Annotated in this window: 14 protein-coding genes; all 14 read left to right on the forward strand. The window is 44.6% G+C overall.

The features are described 5' to 3' along the window. Nucleotides 1-9: 9 nt before the first annotated feature. The 14 genes from BLT29_RS03315 (at nucleotide 10) to BLT29_RS03380 (ending at nucleotide 17,149) form a co-directional block, all read left to right on the forward strand. Entirely contained in the window at nucleotides 10-4,308 is a 4,299-nt protein-coding gene (locus BLT29_RS03315; RefSeq protein WP_090774907.1) for a PolC-type DNA polymerase III, read from the forward strand. 236 nt (nucleotides 4,309-4,544) lie between these two features. Beyond that, on the forward strand, nucleotides 4,545-5,015 hold the full coding sequence (rimP, locus tag BLT29_RS03320) for a ribosome maturation factor RimP (RefSeq protein WP_090774908.1): 471 nt from the start codon (nucleotides 4,545-4,547) through the stop codon (nucleotides 5,013-5,015). 33 nt (nucleotides 5,016-5,048) lie between these two features. After that, entirely contained in the window at nucleotides 5,049-6,146 is a 1,098-nt protein-coding gene (gene nusA / locus BLT29_RS03325; protein ID WP_090774909.1) for a transcription termination factor NusA, read from the forward strand. Between the two features lie 12 nt (nucleotides 6,147-6,158). After that, nucleotides 6,159-6,428, forward strand: a complete 270-nt coding sequence (gene rnpM / locus BLT29_RS03330) for an RNase P modulator RnpM (RefSeq protein WP_090774910.1) — start codon at nucleotides 6,159-6,161, stop codon at nucleotides 6,426-6,428. A 1-nt stretch (nucleotide 6,429) separates the two neighbouring features. Next, nucleotides 6,430-6,738 carry a YlxQ family RNA-binding protein gene (locus BLT29_RS03335; protein ID WP_090774911.1) on the forward strand — a complete coding sequence of 103 codons (309 nt, stop codon included), beginning with the start codon at nucleotides 6,430-6,432 and terminating at the stop codon, nucleotides 6,736-6,738. Between the two features lie 15 nt (nucleotides 6,739-6,753). Further along, a complete protein-coding gene (gene infB / locus BLT29_RS03340; protein WP_090774912.1) occupies nucleotides 6,754-8,997 on the forward strand; it encodes a translation initiation factor IF-2 in 2,244 nt (747 codons plus the stop codon). Continuing rightward, nucleotides 8,997-9,275: a DUF503 domain-containing protein gene (locus BLT29_RS03345; protein WP_090774913.1), complete on the forward strand. Its 279-nt coding sequence runs from the start codon at nucleotides 8,997-8,999 to the stop codon at nucleotides 9,273-9,275. Before infB ends, BLT29_RS03345 begins: the two co-directional genes overlap by 1 nt. A 26-nt stretch (nucleotides 9,276-9,301) precedes the next feature. Then, entirely contained in the window at nucleotides 9,302-9,655 is a 354-nt protein-coding gene (gene rbfA, locus BLT29_RS03350) for a 30S ribosome-binding factor RbfA (RefSeq protein ID WP_090774914.1), read from the forward strand. A gap of 94 nt (nucleotides 9,656-9,749) precedes the next feature. After that, on the forward strand, nucleotides 9,750-10,679 hold the full coding sequence (gene truB, locus BLT29_RS03355; RefSeq protein WP_090774915.1) for a tRNA pseudouridine(55) synthase TruB: 930 nt from the start codon (nucleotides 9,750-9,752) through the stop codon (nucleotides 10,677-10,679). Further along, nucleotides 10,676-11,641, forward strand: a complete 966-nt coding sequence (gene ribF, locus BLT29_RS03360) for a riboflavin biosynthesis protein RibF (RefSeq protein WP_090774916.1) — start codon at nucleotides 10,676-10,678, stop codon at nucleotides 11,639-11,641. Before truB ends, ribF begins: the two co-directional genes overlap by 4 nt. Before the next feature lie 589 nt (nucleotides 11,642-12,230). Next, nucleotides 12,231-12,500: a 30S ribosomal protein S15 gene (gene rpsO, locus BLT29_RS03365; protein ID WP_012959342.1), complete on the forward strand. Its 270-nt coding sequence runs from the start codon at nucleotides 12,231-12,233 to the stop codon at nucleotides 12,498-12,500. Between the two features lie 134 nt (nucleotides 12,501-12,634). Continuing rightward, a complete protein-coding gene (gene pnp / locus BLT29_RS03370) occupies nucleotides 12,635-14,746 on the forward strand; it encodes a polyribonucleotide nucleotidyltransferase (RefSeq protein WP_090774917.1) in 2,112 nt (703 codons plus the stop codon). Between the two features lie 185 nt (nucleotides 14,747-14,931). Next, nucleotides 14,932-15,915 carry a polysaccharide deacetylase family protein gene (locus tag BLT29_RS03375; RefSeq protein ID WP_090774918.1) on the forward strand — a complete coding sequence of 328 codons (984 nt, stop codon included), beginning with the start codon at nucleotides 14,932-14,934 and terminating at the stop codon, nucleotides 15,913-15,915. Beyond that, nucleotides 15,908-17,149 (forward strand): M16 family metallopeptidase, encoded by a 1,242-nt coding sequence (locus BLT29_RS03380; protein ID WP_090774919.1) that lies wholly within the window; start codon nucleotides 15,908-15,910, stop codon nucleotides 17,147-17,149. The genes BLT29_RS03375 and BLT29_RS03380 overlap by 8 nt, the downstream gene beginning before the upstream one ends. The last annotated feature ends 5 nt before the right edge of the window (nucleotides 17,150-17,154 follow it).

Consider the following 17,154-nt stretch of genomic DNA (forward strand, 5'->3'; position numbering starts at 1 on the left):
GTTCCTAGCATGGATGCGAGAAAACAAACGGGGCAGGAACGTTTCCAACTGCTTCTTGAACAGTTAAACATGCCGGCAACATCACTGCCTTATTTTAAACACGGTGCGATCGAAAAGCTTGCCATTTTAAAGGCAGAACGTACGTGGCACTTTTACATAACGCTTGAAAAACTCATTCCGGCCGAACATTATGCTGCCTTTCGTAGCCGCCTCATCACAACATTTAAAGAGATTGCGTATACTCAGTGTACGATTACGTACAAGCATGCGCCTTCTTTAGCAGAAGCTTGGCCCGGTTATTGGTCTCTTTTAGTTGAAGACCTCGTTAAACAAACCCCTTCTCTCGCAAATACGTGGCGCAAGCAAACGCCAACCGTAACAAACCGCGCCTTGCAACTCGTTGCGGCGCACGAGGCTGAGGCGGGGATGATGAACCGCAAATTAAAAGAGTTAGCTAGACCGCTGTGTCAATCACTTGGCTTGGCGGAAATGCCATTTCAAATTACGGTAAAATCTTCGGAAGCCGATTACGAGGCATTCGCGGAACAACGCGCCCAGGAAGACTATTCAAAAGTGGTGGAAGCGATGCTCGAAAAAAAGCGGCGTGAAGAAGAGGGCGCGAAAGAGGAAGTTGTGACATCCGTTTCCATTGGCTATCCAATAAAAGAAGAAGCGACTCCGCTTGAAGGAATTGTAGACGAAGAAAGACGTATCACAATTCAAGGGTATGTCTTTTCGGCAGATATTCGGGAATTGCGAAGCGGGCGTACGCTGTTGACGTTCAAAATAACCGATTACACGGATTCCATCCTTGTAAAAATGTTTTCTCGTGACAAAGAAGACGTCCCAGCGATGAAAGCGATAAAAAAAGGTATGTGGTTGAAAGTACGTGGTGGCATTCAAAATGATACATTTGTGCGCGACCTCGTCATGATTGCCAACGACATTGCGCAGTACACACCGCAACTGCGAAAAGACACAGCGACAGAAGATGAGAAGCGGATTGAATTGCATGCCCACTCCACGATGAGTCAGATGGATGGCATGGTCTCCGTTGAGCGCTACGTGAAGCGAGCAGCGGAATGGGGGCACAAAGCGTTTGCGATTACTGACCATGGCGTCGTCCAAGCGTTCCCTGAGGCGTATGCAGCCGGGAAAAAGCACGGGGTGAAAATTTTGTACGGCATGGAGGCGAATCTTGTTGATGATGGTGTGCCAATTGCTTATAATTTAGCACATCGCTCACTTGAAGATGAGGTGTATGTGGTGTTTGATGTGGAGACGACAGGGCTTTCTGCTGTGTACAATCAAATCATTGAACTTGCAGCCGTAAAAATAAAAAACGGTGAGATCATTGAGCGCTATGAGTCATTTGCGGATCCGAAAGAGCCACTATCAGCGAAAATCATTGAACTAACGGGGATTACGGACGACATGGTGCAAGGAGCGAAAGATCCACTTGATGTGCTAAAAGAATTTCGCGCCTTTGCAGGTGATGCGACGATTGTTGCGCATAATGCCAGTTTTGACGTCGGTTTTGTCAATGTTGGTTACAAAAAACTGGGTTACGATGAAGTGCAAAATCCCGTCATTGATACGTTAGAGCTGGGACGCTTTTTATATCCCGAGTTTAAAAACCACCGCCTAAATACATTATGTAAGAAATTCGGCATTGAATTAACGAGCCATCACCGGGCGATATATGACACGGAAGCGACCGCTTATTTATTGTGGCGCATGGTCAAAGACGCTGCGGAAAAAGACATTCATTATCACGATGCGTTAAATGATCATATGGGAAAAGGCAATTTTTATCGTGGGCGCCCGTCTCATTGTACGTTACTTGTGACATCACAAGAAGGGTTGAAAAATTTATACAAACTTGTGACGCTATCCCATGTGGATTATTACTTTCGCACCCCACGCATTCCACGCTCGCAATTAAACCGTCATCGCGCCGGTTTGCTTGTTGGCTCTGCCTGTGATAAAGGGGAAGTCTTTGAAGCGATGATGCAAAAATCAGCGGATGAAGTCACGGAGATCGCGCGCTTCTATGATTATTTCGAAGTACAGCCACCAGTTTGTTATCAGCATTTAATTGAGAAGGAATTGGTCAAAGACAAAGAAACATTACAAGACATCATCGCTAACATTGTGCAGCTTGGAAAAGAGCTAGAGAAGCCGGTTGTTGCAACAGGGAATGTGCATTATTTAGACGAAGAAGATGCGGTATATCGGCAAATTTTAATTGCCTCACAAGGGGGAGCGAACCCACTCAATCGGCAAACGTTGCCACCGGTGCACTTCCGGACAACGGCGGAAATGTTAGCGGCATTTCAATTTTTAGGTGAAGAAACAGCCAAAGACGTGGTCATCACCGCAACACATGACATGGCCAGTCGAATTGCAGACATTAAGCCGATTCCTGATGATTTATATACACCGAAAATGGCTGGTGCCGATGATGAAATCCGTGACATGACGTATACACGTGCGCGTGAGATTTATGGTGACCCGCTTCCGGAAATTGTGGAGGCGCGCATTCAAAAAGAATTAAAGAGTATTATTGGTCACGGGTTTGCCGTTATTTATTTAATCTCGCAAAAGCTTGTGAAAAAGTCTCTCGATGATGGTTATCTCGTCGGCTCGCGGGGATCAGTGGGTTCTTCCTTTGTTGCGACGATGACAGAAATTACGGAAGTGAATCCACTCCCACCGCATTATGTTTGTCCGGGCTGTTGTCACTCACAATTCTTTAATGATGGTTCCGTCGCGTCAGGATATGACTTACCAGAAGAAAACTGTCCAAAATGTGGGACGACTTATGTGAAAGAAGGACAGGACATTCCGTTTGAGACGTTCCTTGGCTTTAAAGGAGACAAAGTGCCAGATATTGATTTAAACTTTTCGGGTGAGTATCAAGCACGTGCACATGCTTACACGAAAGAATTGTTTGGCGCAGAATATGTGTACCGCGCCGGAACGATTGGCACGGTGGCAGAAAAAACGGCCTATGGTTTTGTGAAAGGCTTTCAAAGCGATCATGAGTTCATGATGCGCGGGGCAGAGATTGATCGCCTCGTTTCAGGTTGTACGGGCGTAAAACGAACGACGGGACAACATCCAGGTGGCATTATCGTTGTGCCCGATGATATGGATATTCATGATTTTTCGCCGGTGCAATATCCAGCAGACGATAAAAATGCCGAATGGAAAACAACTCATTTTGATTTCCACTCGATCCATGATAACTTGTTAAAGCTAGACATACTCGGACACGATGATCCGACGGCCATTCGGATGTTGCAAGATTTAAGCGGCATTGATCCAAAAACGATCCCAATGGATGATCCGAAAGTGATGGAGATTTTTTCAGGACCGGAAGTTTTAGGCGTGACCGCTGAACAAATTATGTGTAAAACAGGCACGCTCGGCATCCCCGAATTTGGCACCCGTTTTGTTCGGCAAATGCTTGAAGAGACGAAACCAAAAACATTTTCTGAGCTACTGCAAATCTCTGGACTCTCACACGGAACGGATGTGTGGTTAGGAAATGCAAGTGAGCTCATCGCCAACGGGACATGTGAGCTAAAAGATGTCATTGGGTGTCGTGACGACATTATGATTTATTTAATTTATAAAGGGTTGGAGTCATCGCTCGCGTTTAAAATTACCGAGTTTGTTCGAAAGGGGAAAGGGCTTCAGCCAGAATGGATTGAAGAAATGCGCAAACACAATGTTCCAGACTGGTACATTGATTCATGTATGAAAATCAAATATATGTTTCCAAAAGCGCATGCGACCGCTTATGTAATGATGGCGGTACGGATTGCCTACTTTAAAGTGCATTATCCGGCGCTGTATTACGCAACCTACTTCTCCGTCCGCGCCAGTGACTTTGATCTCGACACGATGGTCAAAGGAGAAGCGGCAATTAAGGCAAAGATTGAAGAGATTAACGAGAAAGGCTTAGATGCCTCCCCGAAGGAAAAATCGGTTTTAACTGTGCTTGAATTGGCATTAGAAATGTGTGCCCGAGGGTTATCTTTTCAAAAAGTTGACTTGTACCGTTCGCAAGCGACGGAATTTATTGTCGATGGCGAGACGTTACTTCCACCATTCAGCGCGTTAAATGGTGTGAGCACAAATGCGGGGTTAGGCATTGTCCGTGAGCGTGAAGCAGGGCACTTTTTGTCAAAAGAAGACTTGCAACAACGGGCGCGACTGACAAAAACGGTCATCGAGCATTTGAATGACCACGGTTGTTTAACAGATTTACCGGAAACGAACCAGTTGACGCTGTTTTAAGATGGTGACACGGCGAATCAAATCGACAATCCATTTGCATCTCACGATCATTTGTGGTACACTCACAAGTGGTAATTGTTAGCATATGAAAGAACAAAGAGAGTGGGCTGCCCCACTCTCTTTGTTCGCCATAGAATGGCGCGAGTTTTCCTCCACGACATCTGGAATAGGCGCCATTGTGGAACGAAAAAGGGTTTTCTTTCGTCAGCGTCTAAGATAAAAGGAGTGGATAGAAGGTGAAAAAAAGCATTTCCGATCAGGTCGCATCATTGGCTGCGCCGATCGTGGAACAATTAAGTTTGAAGCTTGTTGCGGTCACGTATACAAAAGAAGGCCCAAACTGGTTTTTGCGCGTAGCAATTGATTCAACAACGGGCGTAAACTTAGATGATTGCGAGGCTGTAAGCGAACGTTTAAGTGAAGTGCTGGATGCAAAGGATCCGATTTCAGGACCTTATTTCTTAGAAGTATCATCTCCAGGAGCTGAGAGGTCGTTGAAGGACGAGGATGATGTGAAGCAGGCAGTCGGGACAGGGGTGTATGTGACAACATATGAACCAATTTCTGGTCAAAAATCGTTCGAAGGTGTGTTAAAGTCATTTACCGATGGTGTACTGACAATTGAAGGAAAAGTAAAGACAAAATCGATCACTTATGCGGTGCCATATGAAAAAGTGGCGAGCGCACGTCGGTCCATTTTGATTTAAGCTGTCAAGGAAAAAAGGGAGGATTAGCAGCCCATGAACAGTGAATTTATGGAAGCCTTAGCGACTTTAGAAGCGGATAAAGGCATTGAAAAGGAAGTTATCATTGAAGCGATTGAAGCCGCATTAATCTCAGGTTATAAACGCAATTTTTCGCAGGCGCAAAACGTCCGTGTAGATGTCGACCGATTGACAGGTCGCATTCGTGTATTTGCGCGTAAAGTGGTTGTTGAAGAAGTGTTTGACAAGCGATTAGAGATTTCATTAGGAGAAGCGCATGAAATCAGTCCGAGTTATGAAGTGGATGATGTCGTCGAGATTGAAGTGACGCCAAAAGACTTTGGTCGAATTGCTGCGCAAACCGCTAAACAAGTTGTCACCCAACGTGTGCGCGAGGCGGAGCGAGGCATTATTTATGCGGATTTCATTGACCGAGAAGAAGACATTATGACGGGGATCGTCCAACGTCAAGATAACCGTTTTATTTACGTTGATTTAGGAAAAGTCGAGGCACTGTTGCCTGTATCTGAACAAATGCCAAACGAGACATTCCGACATCATGACCGGATTAAAGCGTTTGTCACAAAAGTAGAAAAGACGACAAAAGGACCGCAAATTTTAATTTCACGGACGCATCCAGGTTTGCTAAAGCGCTTGTTTGAGTTAGAGGTGCCAGAGATTTATGATGGAACGGTGGAAATTAAATCCGTGTCTCGTGAAGCAGGAGACCGTTCTAAAATTGCCGTTCACTCTGATAACCCTGAAGTGGATGCAGTTGGTGCCTGTGTTGGTCCACGCGGTGGTCGTGTGCAAATGATTGTTGACGAGTTAAAAGGTGAGAAAATCGATATTGTTGCTTGGTCAGAAGATCCTGTTGTGTATGTTGCAAATGCACTGAGCCCTGCACAAGTATTGAATGTCACAATATGTGAAGATGAGAAAACGACGCGCGTCATTGTCCCTGACTATCAATTGTCACTCGCAATTGGCAAACGTGGACAAAATGCCCGACTCGCAGCGAAGCTAACTGGCTGGAAAATTGATATTAAAAGTGAGACGGAAGCGCGTGAGTCAGGTCTCTTAGATGAAATGCACGCAGAAGACGAAGTGGACATGATTGCAGAAGAAGAATAAGGGGCGATCGTCATGAAACAACGAAAAATTCCTCTTAGAAAATGTATTGTTACGCAAGAAATGAAACCAAAGGCCGAGCTCGTACGCATTGTTCGTACACCGGAGGGAGACATTATGGTGGATCCAACCGGCAAAAAAAATGGCCGCGGTGCTTACTTAACGAATGAGGAAGAAGTGTTTTTGATTGCGAAAAAACGTGATAGTTTGTCACGTCACTTGCAAGTGAACGTAGGTGCGGACGACTATGATCGTTTAATAGCAGAGCGAAAGGCAACCGTCTAACATGAATGATGAAACGCGGTTTTTATCATTGTTAGGATTAGCTGCACGCGCGCGTGAATTGGTGACGGGGGAAGAACTCGTTTTAAAAGACATTCGTAAGAACACAGTGGAAATTGTGTTACTTTCAAGTGATGTGTCACAAGGAACGAAGAAGAAAGTAATGGATAAATGTACGTTTTACCATATCCCAGTCTATGAAACATATCCGCGTGAAGTGATCGGTCGGGCGATTGGTAAAGAGGAACGAGTTGTCATTGGTGTAAAGAGTAAAGGATTCGCGAAGAAATTAGTCGCGTTATTGAGTGAGTAAACTGGAGGGACGTATATGTCAAAAATGCGCGTTTATGAATATGCGAAAGCAAATGGCGTGGAAAGCAAACAATTGATTCATCGTTTAAAAGCGATGAATGTGGAAGTTTCCAATCATATGTCTGTTGTTGATGAACAAACATTAGCCAAGGCGTTGTCAGGAAAAGAGTCTGGGCAAGCACGCGGCACTAAAAGTGGGACGACCCAATCAAAATCAACAAGTCAAAGTGGATCGGGACAGAAACCTAGTCAACCGAAAACGAAGAATGAAGGAACCTCTAGTGGCAACAAACCACAGCCGAAGCGCAATGGGGCGAATACTAGCTCGTCGCAGCCTAAGAAAAAACAAGATGCAAGTCCAAACGGGTATACACAGCAACGATATAGCGGTAAGAAAAATTCATCAGCTGGTGGCAACCGTCCTGGTGGGCGTCACCAAGGCAATCGTGGTCGTCGTCGCGGTGGTGGTGGCGGACAATCTAAGGCTGCACGTCACCAAATGCCATTACCAGAGAAAATTGTTGTTGCTGGATCGCTTACTGTCAGCGAACTAGCAGCAAAATTACACCGAGAAGCATCTGAGTTGATCAAAAAATTGATGGGACTTGGCGTCATGGCGACAATTAACCAAGAACTTGATCGCGACGCAATTGAATTACTCGCAACAGACTACGGTGTGGCGGTAGAAGACGCGGTTTTCATTGATGAGCTGGACATTGATATATACGATGAGACAGATAAAGAAGAAGACTTGCAAGAACGTCCACCTGTCGTAACGATTATGGGACATGTAGACCACGGAAAGACGACGTTGCTTGATTCGATTCGCAATACGAAAGTGACCGCGAATGAAGCGGGTGGCATTACACAACATATTGGTGCGTACCAAATTTCGCAAGCAGGCAAGAAAATCACCTTTTTAGATACACCGGGTCACGCTGCATTTACAACGATGCGGGCACGTGGGGCGCAAGTAACAGACATTACAATTCTCGTTGTTGCCGCTGATGATGGTGTGATGCCGCAAACGAAAGAAGCAATTAGCCACGCGAAAGATGCGGGTGTGCCGATTATCGTTGCTGTCAACAAAATTGATAAAGAAGCAGCAAACCCAGACCGAGTGATGCAAGAATTAACCGAGTACGAGCTTGTCCCAGAAGCATGGGGCGGCGACACAATTTTTGTGAACGTCTCAGCGCTCCAAGGTGACGGCATTGATGAGTTGATGGAAATGATTTTACTTGTTTCTGAAGTGGAGGAGCTAAAAGCAAATCCAAATAAATTAGCAACAGGTACAGTTGTTGAGGCGCAACTCGACAAAGGACGCGGGCCGGTTGCTACACTCCTTGTGCAAAATGGTACACTCAGTGTGGGTGATGCGGTGGTTGTTGGCAACACGTTTGGCCGAGTACGTGCGCTTGTAAATGATTTAGGGCGCCGTGAGCAAACAGCAGGCCCATCTACACCAGTAGAGATTACAGGGTTAAATGATGTGCCACAAGCTGGCGATCGTTTCCAAGCATTCAAAGATGAGAAGAAAGCACGTCAAGTTGGTGAAGGGTTGATGGCACGTTACCGGGAACAAAACTTGTCCGAGTCGTCGAAAGTAAGTCTCGATGATCTCTTTAACCAAATCCAACAGGGAACAGTCAAAGATATCCGCGTCATTATTAAAGCCGACGTCCAAGGATCGGTTGAAGCAATGAAAGGATCGCTTGAAAAAATTAATGTTGAAGGTGTGAAAGTGAATATCATTCATACTGGCGTTGGTGCGATCACTGAGTCAGACATTATTTTAGCCGCTGCTTCAAATGCAATTGTGATCGGCTTTAACGTTCGTCCTGACACAAATGCGAAGCGTATCGCTGAAGCTGAGAATGTCGACATTCGTTTGCACCGTGTCATTTATAACGCCATTGATGAAATCGAGCAGGCGATGAAGGGCGCGCTTGATCCAGAGTTTGTCGAAAAAATCATTGGTCAAGTTGAGGTTCGTACGACATTTAAAGTGTCTAAAATCGGCACGATTGCTGGATCCTATGTAACAGACGGAAAAATTACACGCCATTCATCTGTGAGATTGGTTCGTGATGGCATCGTCGTCTACGAAGGAGAGTTAAATGCGTTAAAACGCTTTAAAGATGACGTAAAAGAAGTGGCTGCCGGTTATGAATGTGGGATCACATTAGAAAACTTCAACGACATTAAAGAAGGCGACACGATTGAAGTATACGTGATGGAAGAAGTAAAACGTAGCTAATGATCGGGTTTATCCGTTGCGAATTATTCATCGGAGAACCACAGTCATTAAAGGAAAAAAGGTCCATCATGAAGCGGCTCACTGTGACGCTGAGGCAACGTTACAACGTCAGTGTCGCAGAAACCGCTTATCAAGACTTGTGGCAACGGGCTGAATTGTCCTTATGTGTGGTTTCCAGCCACAAAAAAGGGGCAGAAGCAGTGTTGACGCGTGCGCTCGCCCATATCGATTCCGAGACCGCGGTTGAGCGCACAGTCACAAACTGGGAATGGCTGTAACTTTGCATTTTTTGAGGTGATGAAGAATGGCAAGCAACCGCGCAATGCGTGTTGGTGAACAAGTAAAAAAAGAGTTATGCGACTTACTTTTGCGCGATATAAAAGACCCTCGTGTACGGTTTGTCACAGTGACTGGTGTCGATGTGACTGGTGACTTGCAACAGGCAACGGTGTATATTACAGTGCTAGGTGAAGAAGAAGCGCGTACAGAGGCATTAAAAGGGCTTGAAAAAGCGTCGGGGTTTATCCGCTCCGAAATCGGTAAACGTATTCGCCTCCGTAAAACACCAGAGATTACTTTTGCCATTGACGAGTCGGTGCAATACGGGAACCGAATTGAATCATTGTTGCGAGAAGTGAATCGGCAAGACATGGAGTAAACAGGGCCTTTTTTCATGAATGAATGAGGAGAAAGGATCGGGAGGTGGCATGTGATGCTGCCTTCTTTCTTCATGATGAAAGGAGACACAAAAAATGGCACCATCAGGGATTTTAGTTTTACATAAACCAACTGGAATGACGTCACATGATTGCGTGTACCGTATCCGCAAATTGTTTCAAACAAAAAAAGTCGGGCATACGGGTACACTTGATCCGGAAGTGGACGGCGTACTCCCAATTTGTTTAGGAAAAGCGACGAAGGTTGTACCTTATATGATCGACTTTTCGAAGACGTACCGAGGACAAGTGACGCTCGGGTTGGCGACAACGACAGAAGATCGGACAGGAGACGTGATTGAGCGGAAAGAAGTGACATCACCGATTTCACGCGCACAATTGACCGATGTACTGAGCCAGTTTTTAGGGGAACAAACGCAAATCCCACCTTATTACTCGGCCGTAAAAGTAAACGGGAAAAAGTTGTATGAATATGCGCGCGCTGGACTAGAAGTAGAACGTCCCGTCCGACAAGTAATAATTCACCAACTAGCATTGCAAGAGATGGCTGCGTCCATTCATGAAGGTACCTACTCATTCTCTTTTGAAGTGACATGCAGCAAAGGTACTTACGTCCGGACACTCGCGGTTGATATCGGGACAGCATTAGGTTATCCTGCTCATATGTCACAACTGACACGGACATCATCTGGCCCATTTCAGGCGCATGAGGCAATCACTTTTTCGCAGCTAGAAGAAGCGACGCTCGATGAACGCGTTGCGATGTTACGTCCGTTTGATTTAGCATTGCAAGCATTTCCGCGCGTGCAAGCGAGTGTGTTATTGGAACAAAAAATCCGCAACGGGGCTGTCTTGCAGCAAGATGCATCTTTTGGCAGCGGAAAATTTTTATTTTATAATCAACAAGGGACATGCTTGGCGTTGTATACACCACATCCAACAAAAATAGGTCTCGTCAAGCCAGAGAGGTTGTTTTGCCAGGGAGAAGAGGAGGAAACACAATGAAGCTCGTTTATTTAGATGTACATACAGCTACGCAAAAAGCTGATTTTCCTGCGTGTGTGCTTGCGCTCGGTTATTTTGATGGCATTCATCGCGGGCATCGCACCGTCATTGAAACAGCAATGAACGAAGCGCAGCAACGCGACGTACAAACAGCAGTCATGACGTTTTATCCGCATCCAAAAGAAGTGCTCGGTCGTCCCGAAAGCCCAATGCGTTATTTAACTCCATTAGAAGCCAAAGTAACGCAGTTCGAACGTTTAGGGGTCGATGTTGTCTACGCTGTTCATTTTACAAGAGCACTCTCGCAATTATCATGCCAGCAATTTGTTGACCAATTTATTGTTGAACTAAATGCTTCTCATGTGGTTGCTGGTTTTGATTTTACGTATGGTGCCAAGGGGCAGGGAACGATGCAACATATGCCAGCGTATGCCCAAGGGAGGTTTACACAAACGACCGTTGAAAAGGTAAGTGACGTTGGAGAAAAAATCTCGTCGACCCGTATTCGAGAAGCGCTTGACCAAGGAGACGTTGCAACAGCAGCGACATTACTCGGTACACCCTATGAAGTAGCTGGTACTGTCATTCATGGCGATGCACGTGGGCGACAAATTGGCTTTCCAACGGCAAATGTTTCACTTAAACAGCGTTATCACTTACCTAAAAACGGTGTCTATGTCGTCCAACTTGATGTCAAAGGTGCTACTCATCAAGGGATGGCAAACATTGGCGTGCGCCCGACGTTTAAAGCGGATGAGGCAGAACCTACACTTGAGGTGCACTTATTTGATTTTACAAGCGATATTTACGACGAACAGGTGACCGTTCGTTTTTATGAACGCATTCGATCTGAACGTGTGTTTAACGGCGTCGATGAACTAAAAGCACAACTGGCGCAAGATGAAGTAGAAGCTAGAGCTTATTTTAAGTCTCGTAGTGACAATATGAAAAATACTTTTTGACACATAATGCTGGTTGTGTGTATACTAAAGGTAAGAATGACTTACAATGTAAAAAAGACCACTGTTCGTATACCAGTGGTCAGTAATGGCATCACGTCCCCGTGAAGGGGTAGGCGCTGCACGGCGTATTTAACCCGCTAGAGCTGTGAACTCGAAGGCGGGTTTATTTCTCCTTATTACGGACAAGCGTCATGACAGCGGTTACAAATAAGCCCAATGATCCAACGACCAAGAACTAAGCTTGTAGTTCTGTCATATGCCTCACCCCCTTTCAAAAGGGAGCGTCCTACCGCCTTCAAAGTTACGTAGATGCTATTACGTATCATGATAACGCACTGTGTAGAATTTGTACATTGTTTGTCAAAAAAAAACAGATTTTGTTGCCCGTCAGTTTTAACACGCAAAGGTGGGTTTATTTGTGGTTCAAAGAGTCTGCAACATCCTTCTCAAAAACCCTTGCATTCCCGATCAAATAACGGTACAATAATCTTTGTGCATACCTTTCATGTGGTGCATATCCCATTCTAGGCAACACGCTTCACCAACGTTTGCGTGGAATGCGGAGTAAAAGAAAAAGGAGGTGGCTCTCATGGCTTTGACACAAGAGCGTAAAAATGAACTGATTGCTGAATTTAAAACGCATGATACAGATACGGGTTCACCAGAAGTTCAAGTTGCTATTTTGACAGAACAAATTAATACGTTGAATGAACACTTGCGCACGCACAAAAAAGATCACCATTCTCGTCGTGGTTTGTTGAAAATGGTTGGTCAACGTCGTAATTTGCTTACGTATTTGCGTAATAAGGATGTTACACGTTATCGTAACCTCGTTGACAAACTTGGTTTGCGTCGATAGTTCTACGAAAAAAAAGCGGGGGATGCTCCCGCTTTTTTCTTCATCAAGAAAAAGAATCTTTTAAACTGGCGTTGAATCGGTCATAATAGAAATGAAGAAGTATTTTTGAGATGTACGAGAGGAGTCCGCATTTTATGGAACATGAACGACGTGAATTTACGATAGAATGGGCTGGACGTACGTTACGCGTAGAGACGGGTCAACTTGCCAAGCAGGCAAATGGGGCTGTGCTTGTGCGCTACGGTGACACAGCTGTCCTATCAACCGCAACGGCTTCTAAGGAGCCAAAAGATTTGCCTTTCTTTCCATTAACGGTGAATTATGAAGAACGCTTGTATGCAGCAGGAAAGATTCCAGGAGGCTTTATTAAACGAGAAGGACGTCCAAGTGATCGTGCCATTTTAACGAGTCGATTGATTGACCGCCCGATTCGACCACTATTTCCTGACGGCTTCCGTAATGAAGTACAAGTCATTAGCATTGTCATGAGTTCTGATCAAGAGGCGTCATCAGAAATGGCAGCAATGCTTGGGTCATCGCTTGCTTTATCTATTTCCGACATTCCTTTTTCCGGTCCGATTGCTGGGGCAACCGTTGGCCGTGTAAATGGTGAATTTATCATTAACCCAACCCCAGCACAACTAGCAGAAAGCGACATTGACCTTGTTGTGGCAGGGACAAAAGAGGCGATTAACATGGTTGAAGCAGGTGCAAAAGAAGTACCTGAGGAAACAATGTTAGAAGCGATGATGCTCGGTCATGAAGAAATTAAGCGTTTGATTGCATTCCAGGAAAAAATTATTGCTGAGTGTGGCAAAGCAAAGCGTGAAGTTGTACTAAAGACATTCGATGCGGATCTTGAAACGCGGTTACGAGACACAGCAGAGACAAGCATTAAAGAAGCGGTACGTGTCGTTGAGAAGCATGCACGTCAAGACGCAATTGATGCAGTAATGAATGCGCAAGTTTCATTATATGAAGATGATGAAACAGTGAACGTGAATGAAGTGAAGGGCATTTTACAAATGTTTGTGAAAGAAGAAGTCCGGCGTTTAATTACCGTTGAAAAGGTGCGCCCTGATGGTCGCCAAATTGATGAAATTCGTCCATTATCTTCACAAATTGATTTATTACCACGTGCACATGGATCTGGCTTGTTTACGCGTGGACAAACCCAAGCGTTAAGTGTATGTACACTTGGTGCCCTCGGTGATGTACAAGTGCTAGACGGTCTTGGCATAGAAGAGTCGAAGCGCTTTATGCATCATTACAATTTCCCGCAGTTTAGTGTTGGCGAAACGGGACCGATTCGTGGCCCGGGACGACGTGAGATTGGTCATGGTGCCCTTGGTGAGCGAGCGCTTGAGCAAGTATTGCCAGATGAAAAATCATTTCCGTATACGATTCGACTCGTATCAGAAGTATTAGAATCGAACGGTTCGACCTCTCAAGCGAGTATTTGTGCAAGTACACTAGCGATGATGCATGCAGGTGTACCAATTAAAGCACCAGTTGCAGGGATTGCGATGGGACTTGTTAAGCAAGGAGAACATTTAAGCGTCCTGACCGATATTCAAGGAATGGAAGACGCACTTGGAGACATGGACTTTAAAGTTGCAGGAACAGCAAATGGTATCACTGCCTTGCAGATGGACATTAAAATTTCAGGGATTAACCGTGAAGTTCTTGAACAAGCGTTGGCACAAGCCAAAGCGGGTCGAATGAAAATTTTAGAAAACATGTTGACCGCTATTGAGATGCCTCGAACAGAGTTGTCTGTTTACGCACCGAAAATTCTGATCTTGAACATTCATCCCGACAAAATTCGTGATGTCATTGGTCCAAGTGGTAAGGTGATCAATAAAATCATTGAAGAAACTGGCGTGAAAATTGATATTGAGCAAGACGGAACAGTTTATATTGCGTCGCTTGATCAGTCAATGAATGAACGGGCAAAAGCAATTATTGAGGATCTTGTTCGTGAAGTAGAAGTCGGTCAAACGTATCTTGGCAAAGTGAAGCGGATCGAAAAGTTCGGTGCTTTTGTGGAGATTTTCAAAGGAAAAGATGGTTTGCTACACATTTCTCAAATTGCTGAGGAACGGATTCAAAAAGTAGAAGACGTCTTGAAAATAGGCGATGACATTGAAGTACGCGTCACCGAGATTGACCAACAAGGTCGAGTCAACTTATCACGCAAAGTGTTGCTTAAGGAACAAAAGGAACGAGAACAACAAAGCAAATAACGTACAAAGACTGGGGATGCCTAGTCTTTTTTTGTTTACATTATACATAGATTATGCATAACGAAGAATTCTGCATTGGTTAATCTGTACATAGTGCGTGATGAAGTCGTGTTAGTTGAATTTATGTCTAGTTTGTCCTTTGCCTGCATACAATGCGATAAGCATTAGATAGTGGAGGGACGAAGATGAAAAAAGTGTGGATACACATTGGGCTTTGTGCACTGGTTGTCGTGTTGGCATACGGAGCGGTTGCGAATCCTCTTTCTATGCAGTATATTGAAACGCTTTCTACTCGCACAATGAAGGATGAGTTACGGTTACAAATTGAAGAACATGCAAAAAAAGTAAATATTCCACCTCAAGATGCACGCGTCGACAAAGTGTGGAAGGCGTTGCCCGGTTACAATGGGTTGGAGGTTGACGTCAATCAATCATATGATAAGATGAAGGAGCTTGGTCATTTCAGTCAGTCACAGCTTGTGTTTAAGGAGACCTTTCCAGCGGTACATTTACACGATTTACCACCAGCGCCGACGTACCGTGGTGTGCAAGAGAAACCAATGGTTAGTCTATTGATTAATGTGTCATGGGGGGATGAGTATATTCCCGATATGTTAAAGACACTTCAAAAATATGATACAAAGGCAACATTTTTTTTAGATGGTTCTTGGGTGAAAAAAACACCCCATTTGGCACAAATGATTCAAGAAGAAGGTCATGAAATTGGTAGTCATGCGTATTCTCATCCACACATGAATCGGCTCTCAGCAGCCAAAATTGATGAAGAGCTGGAAAAAACGACAGAAGTGCTTCAGTCGGTACTGAATGTCACGCCGAAATGGTTTGCACCACCGAGTGGAGAATTTAATGAACGCGTCATTGAACGTGTGGCAGCACATAATATGCATACCATTATGTGGTCAGTCGATACAATTGATTGGAAGAAACCAGATCCGAATGTGATGGTCGAGCGTGTTGTGAACCAGATCGAGGCGGGGTCGATGTTACTCATGCATCCAACGGAAGCGACTTCAAAAGGGTTGGCGCGTATCATCGAAGGCATTCAAAAAAAGAATTTACAAATTGGGACGGTTACGGAATTGATGGATGAAAAAAGAATTGCACATAAAGTGATGACGGACAACAATGGGGGTACAAACCGTGATTAAGAAGGTAACGTTACGAAACGGTGTTCGAATGATGTCTGAAATGAACAAGACGGTACGCTCAGTCTCGATCGGTATATGGGTGAAAACAGGTTCAAGAAACGAAGCGCGTACACAAAATGGCATTTCACACTTTATCGAACACATGTTATTTAAAGGAACAAAACATCGCACAGCACAACAGATTGCCGAAGCGTTTGATCGCATCGGCGGTCAAGTAAATGCATTTACAGCAAAAGAGTATACTTGTTACCATGCGAAAGTACTAGATGAACATGCGCGAATTGCACTTGACGTTCTCCAAGACATGTTTTTTCACTCTACATTTGAAGAGAGAGAAATAGAAAAAGAAAAGCAAGTTGTATTTGAAGAAATTAAAATGGTTGAAGATACACCAGACGATCAAGTTCATGATTTACTCAGTGAAGCGAGTTTTGGACGAAGCACACTCGCGTATCCTATTTTGGGGCAAAAGGAAGTACTTGCGGATTTGTGTGCTGAAGATTTGCATGACTATATGGCACGTTTTTACACAGGTGATCGTGTCGTTGTTTCTGTTGCAGGGCGCTTTGACGAGGCATTGCTCGCGGAAATGGAAGAGATTTTTTCACAAGTACCACGTGGACAAGGGTCCTTTCACGTACCCGAAGCATTATTCACGCCAACAATGAAATATCGGCAAAAGGAAACAGAGCAGGCTCATCTTTGTCTCGCCTATCCTGGATTACCAATTGGTGCAGACCACACGTTTGCACTTGTATTGTTAAACAATGCGCTAGGTGGAAGCATGAGTAGTCGGTTATTCCAAGCAATTCGTGAAGAGCAGGGACTATGTTATTCCGTCTTTTCCTATCATGCCGCATATGAAGAAACGGGTCTGTTAAATATTTATGCAGCAACGCAGCATCAGCAATTGCAACAATTAGCAGAAGAAATGAACCAAGTAATCAAACATATACAGCGCGATGGCATTACAAAAAATGAACTAGACAACGGGAAAGAACAATTAAAAGGTAGTATCATGCTTGGACTAGAGAGTATGAACAGCCGAATGAACCGGAATGGCAAGAATGAACTACTGCGTCAAAGGAGTCGCTCACTAGATGAATTAATTGCAGATATTCAAACAGTAACCCTTGAAGAAGTAAATGCACTTGCAGAGGCGATTTTTATAGAGAAACCAGCGGTATCTTTAATTTCTGCAAGTGAGGATGTGCCAGAGACGTTGTATACGTGAGACCG

The sequence above is a fragment of the Shouchella lonarensis genome, from assembly GCF_900096965.1.
In the GTDB taxonomy this organism is placed as follows: Bacteria; Bacillota; Bacilli; order Bacillales; family Bacillaceae_D; genus Shouchella; species Shouchella lonarensis.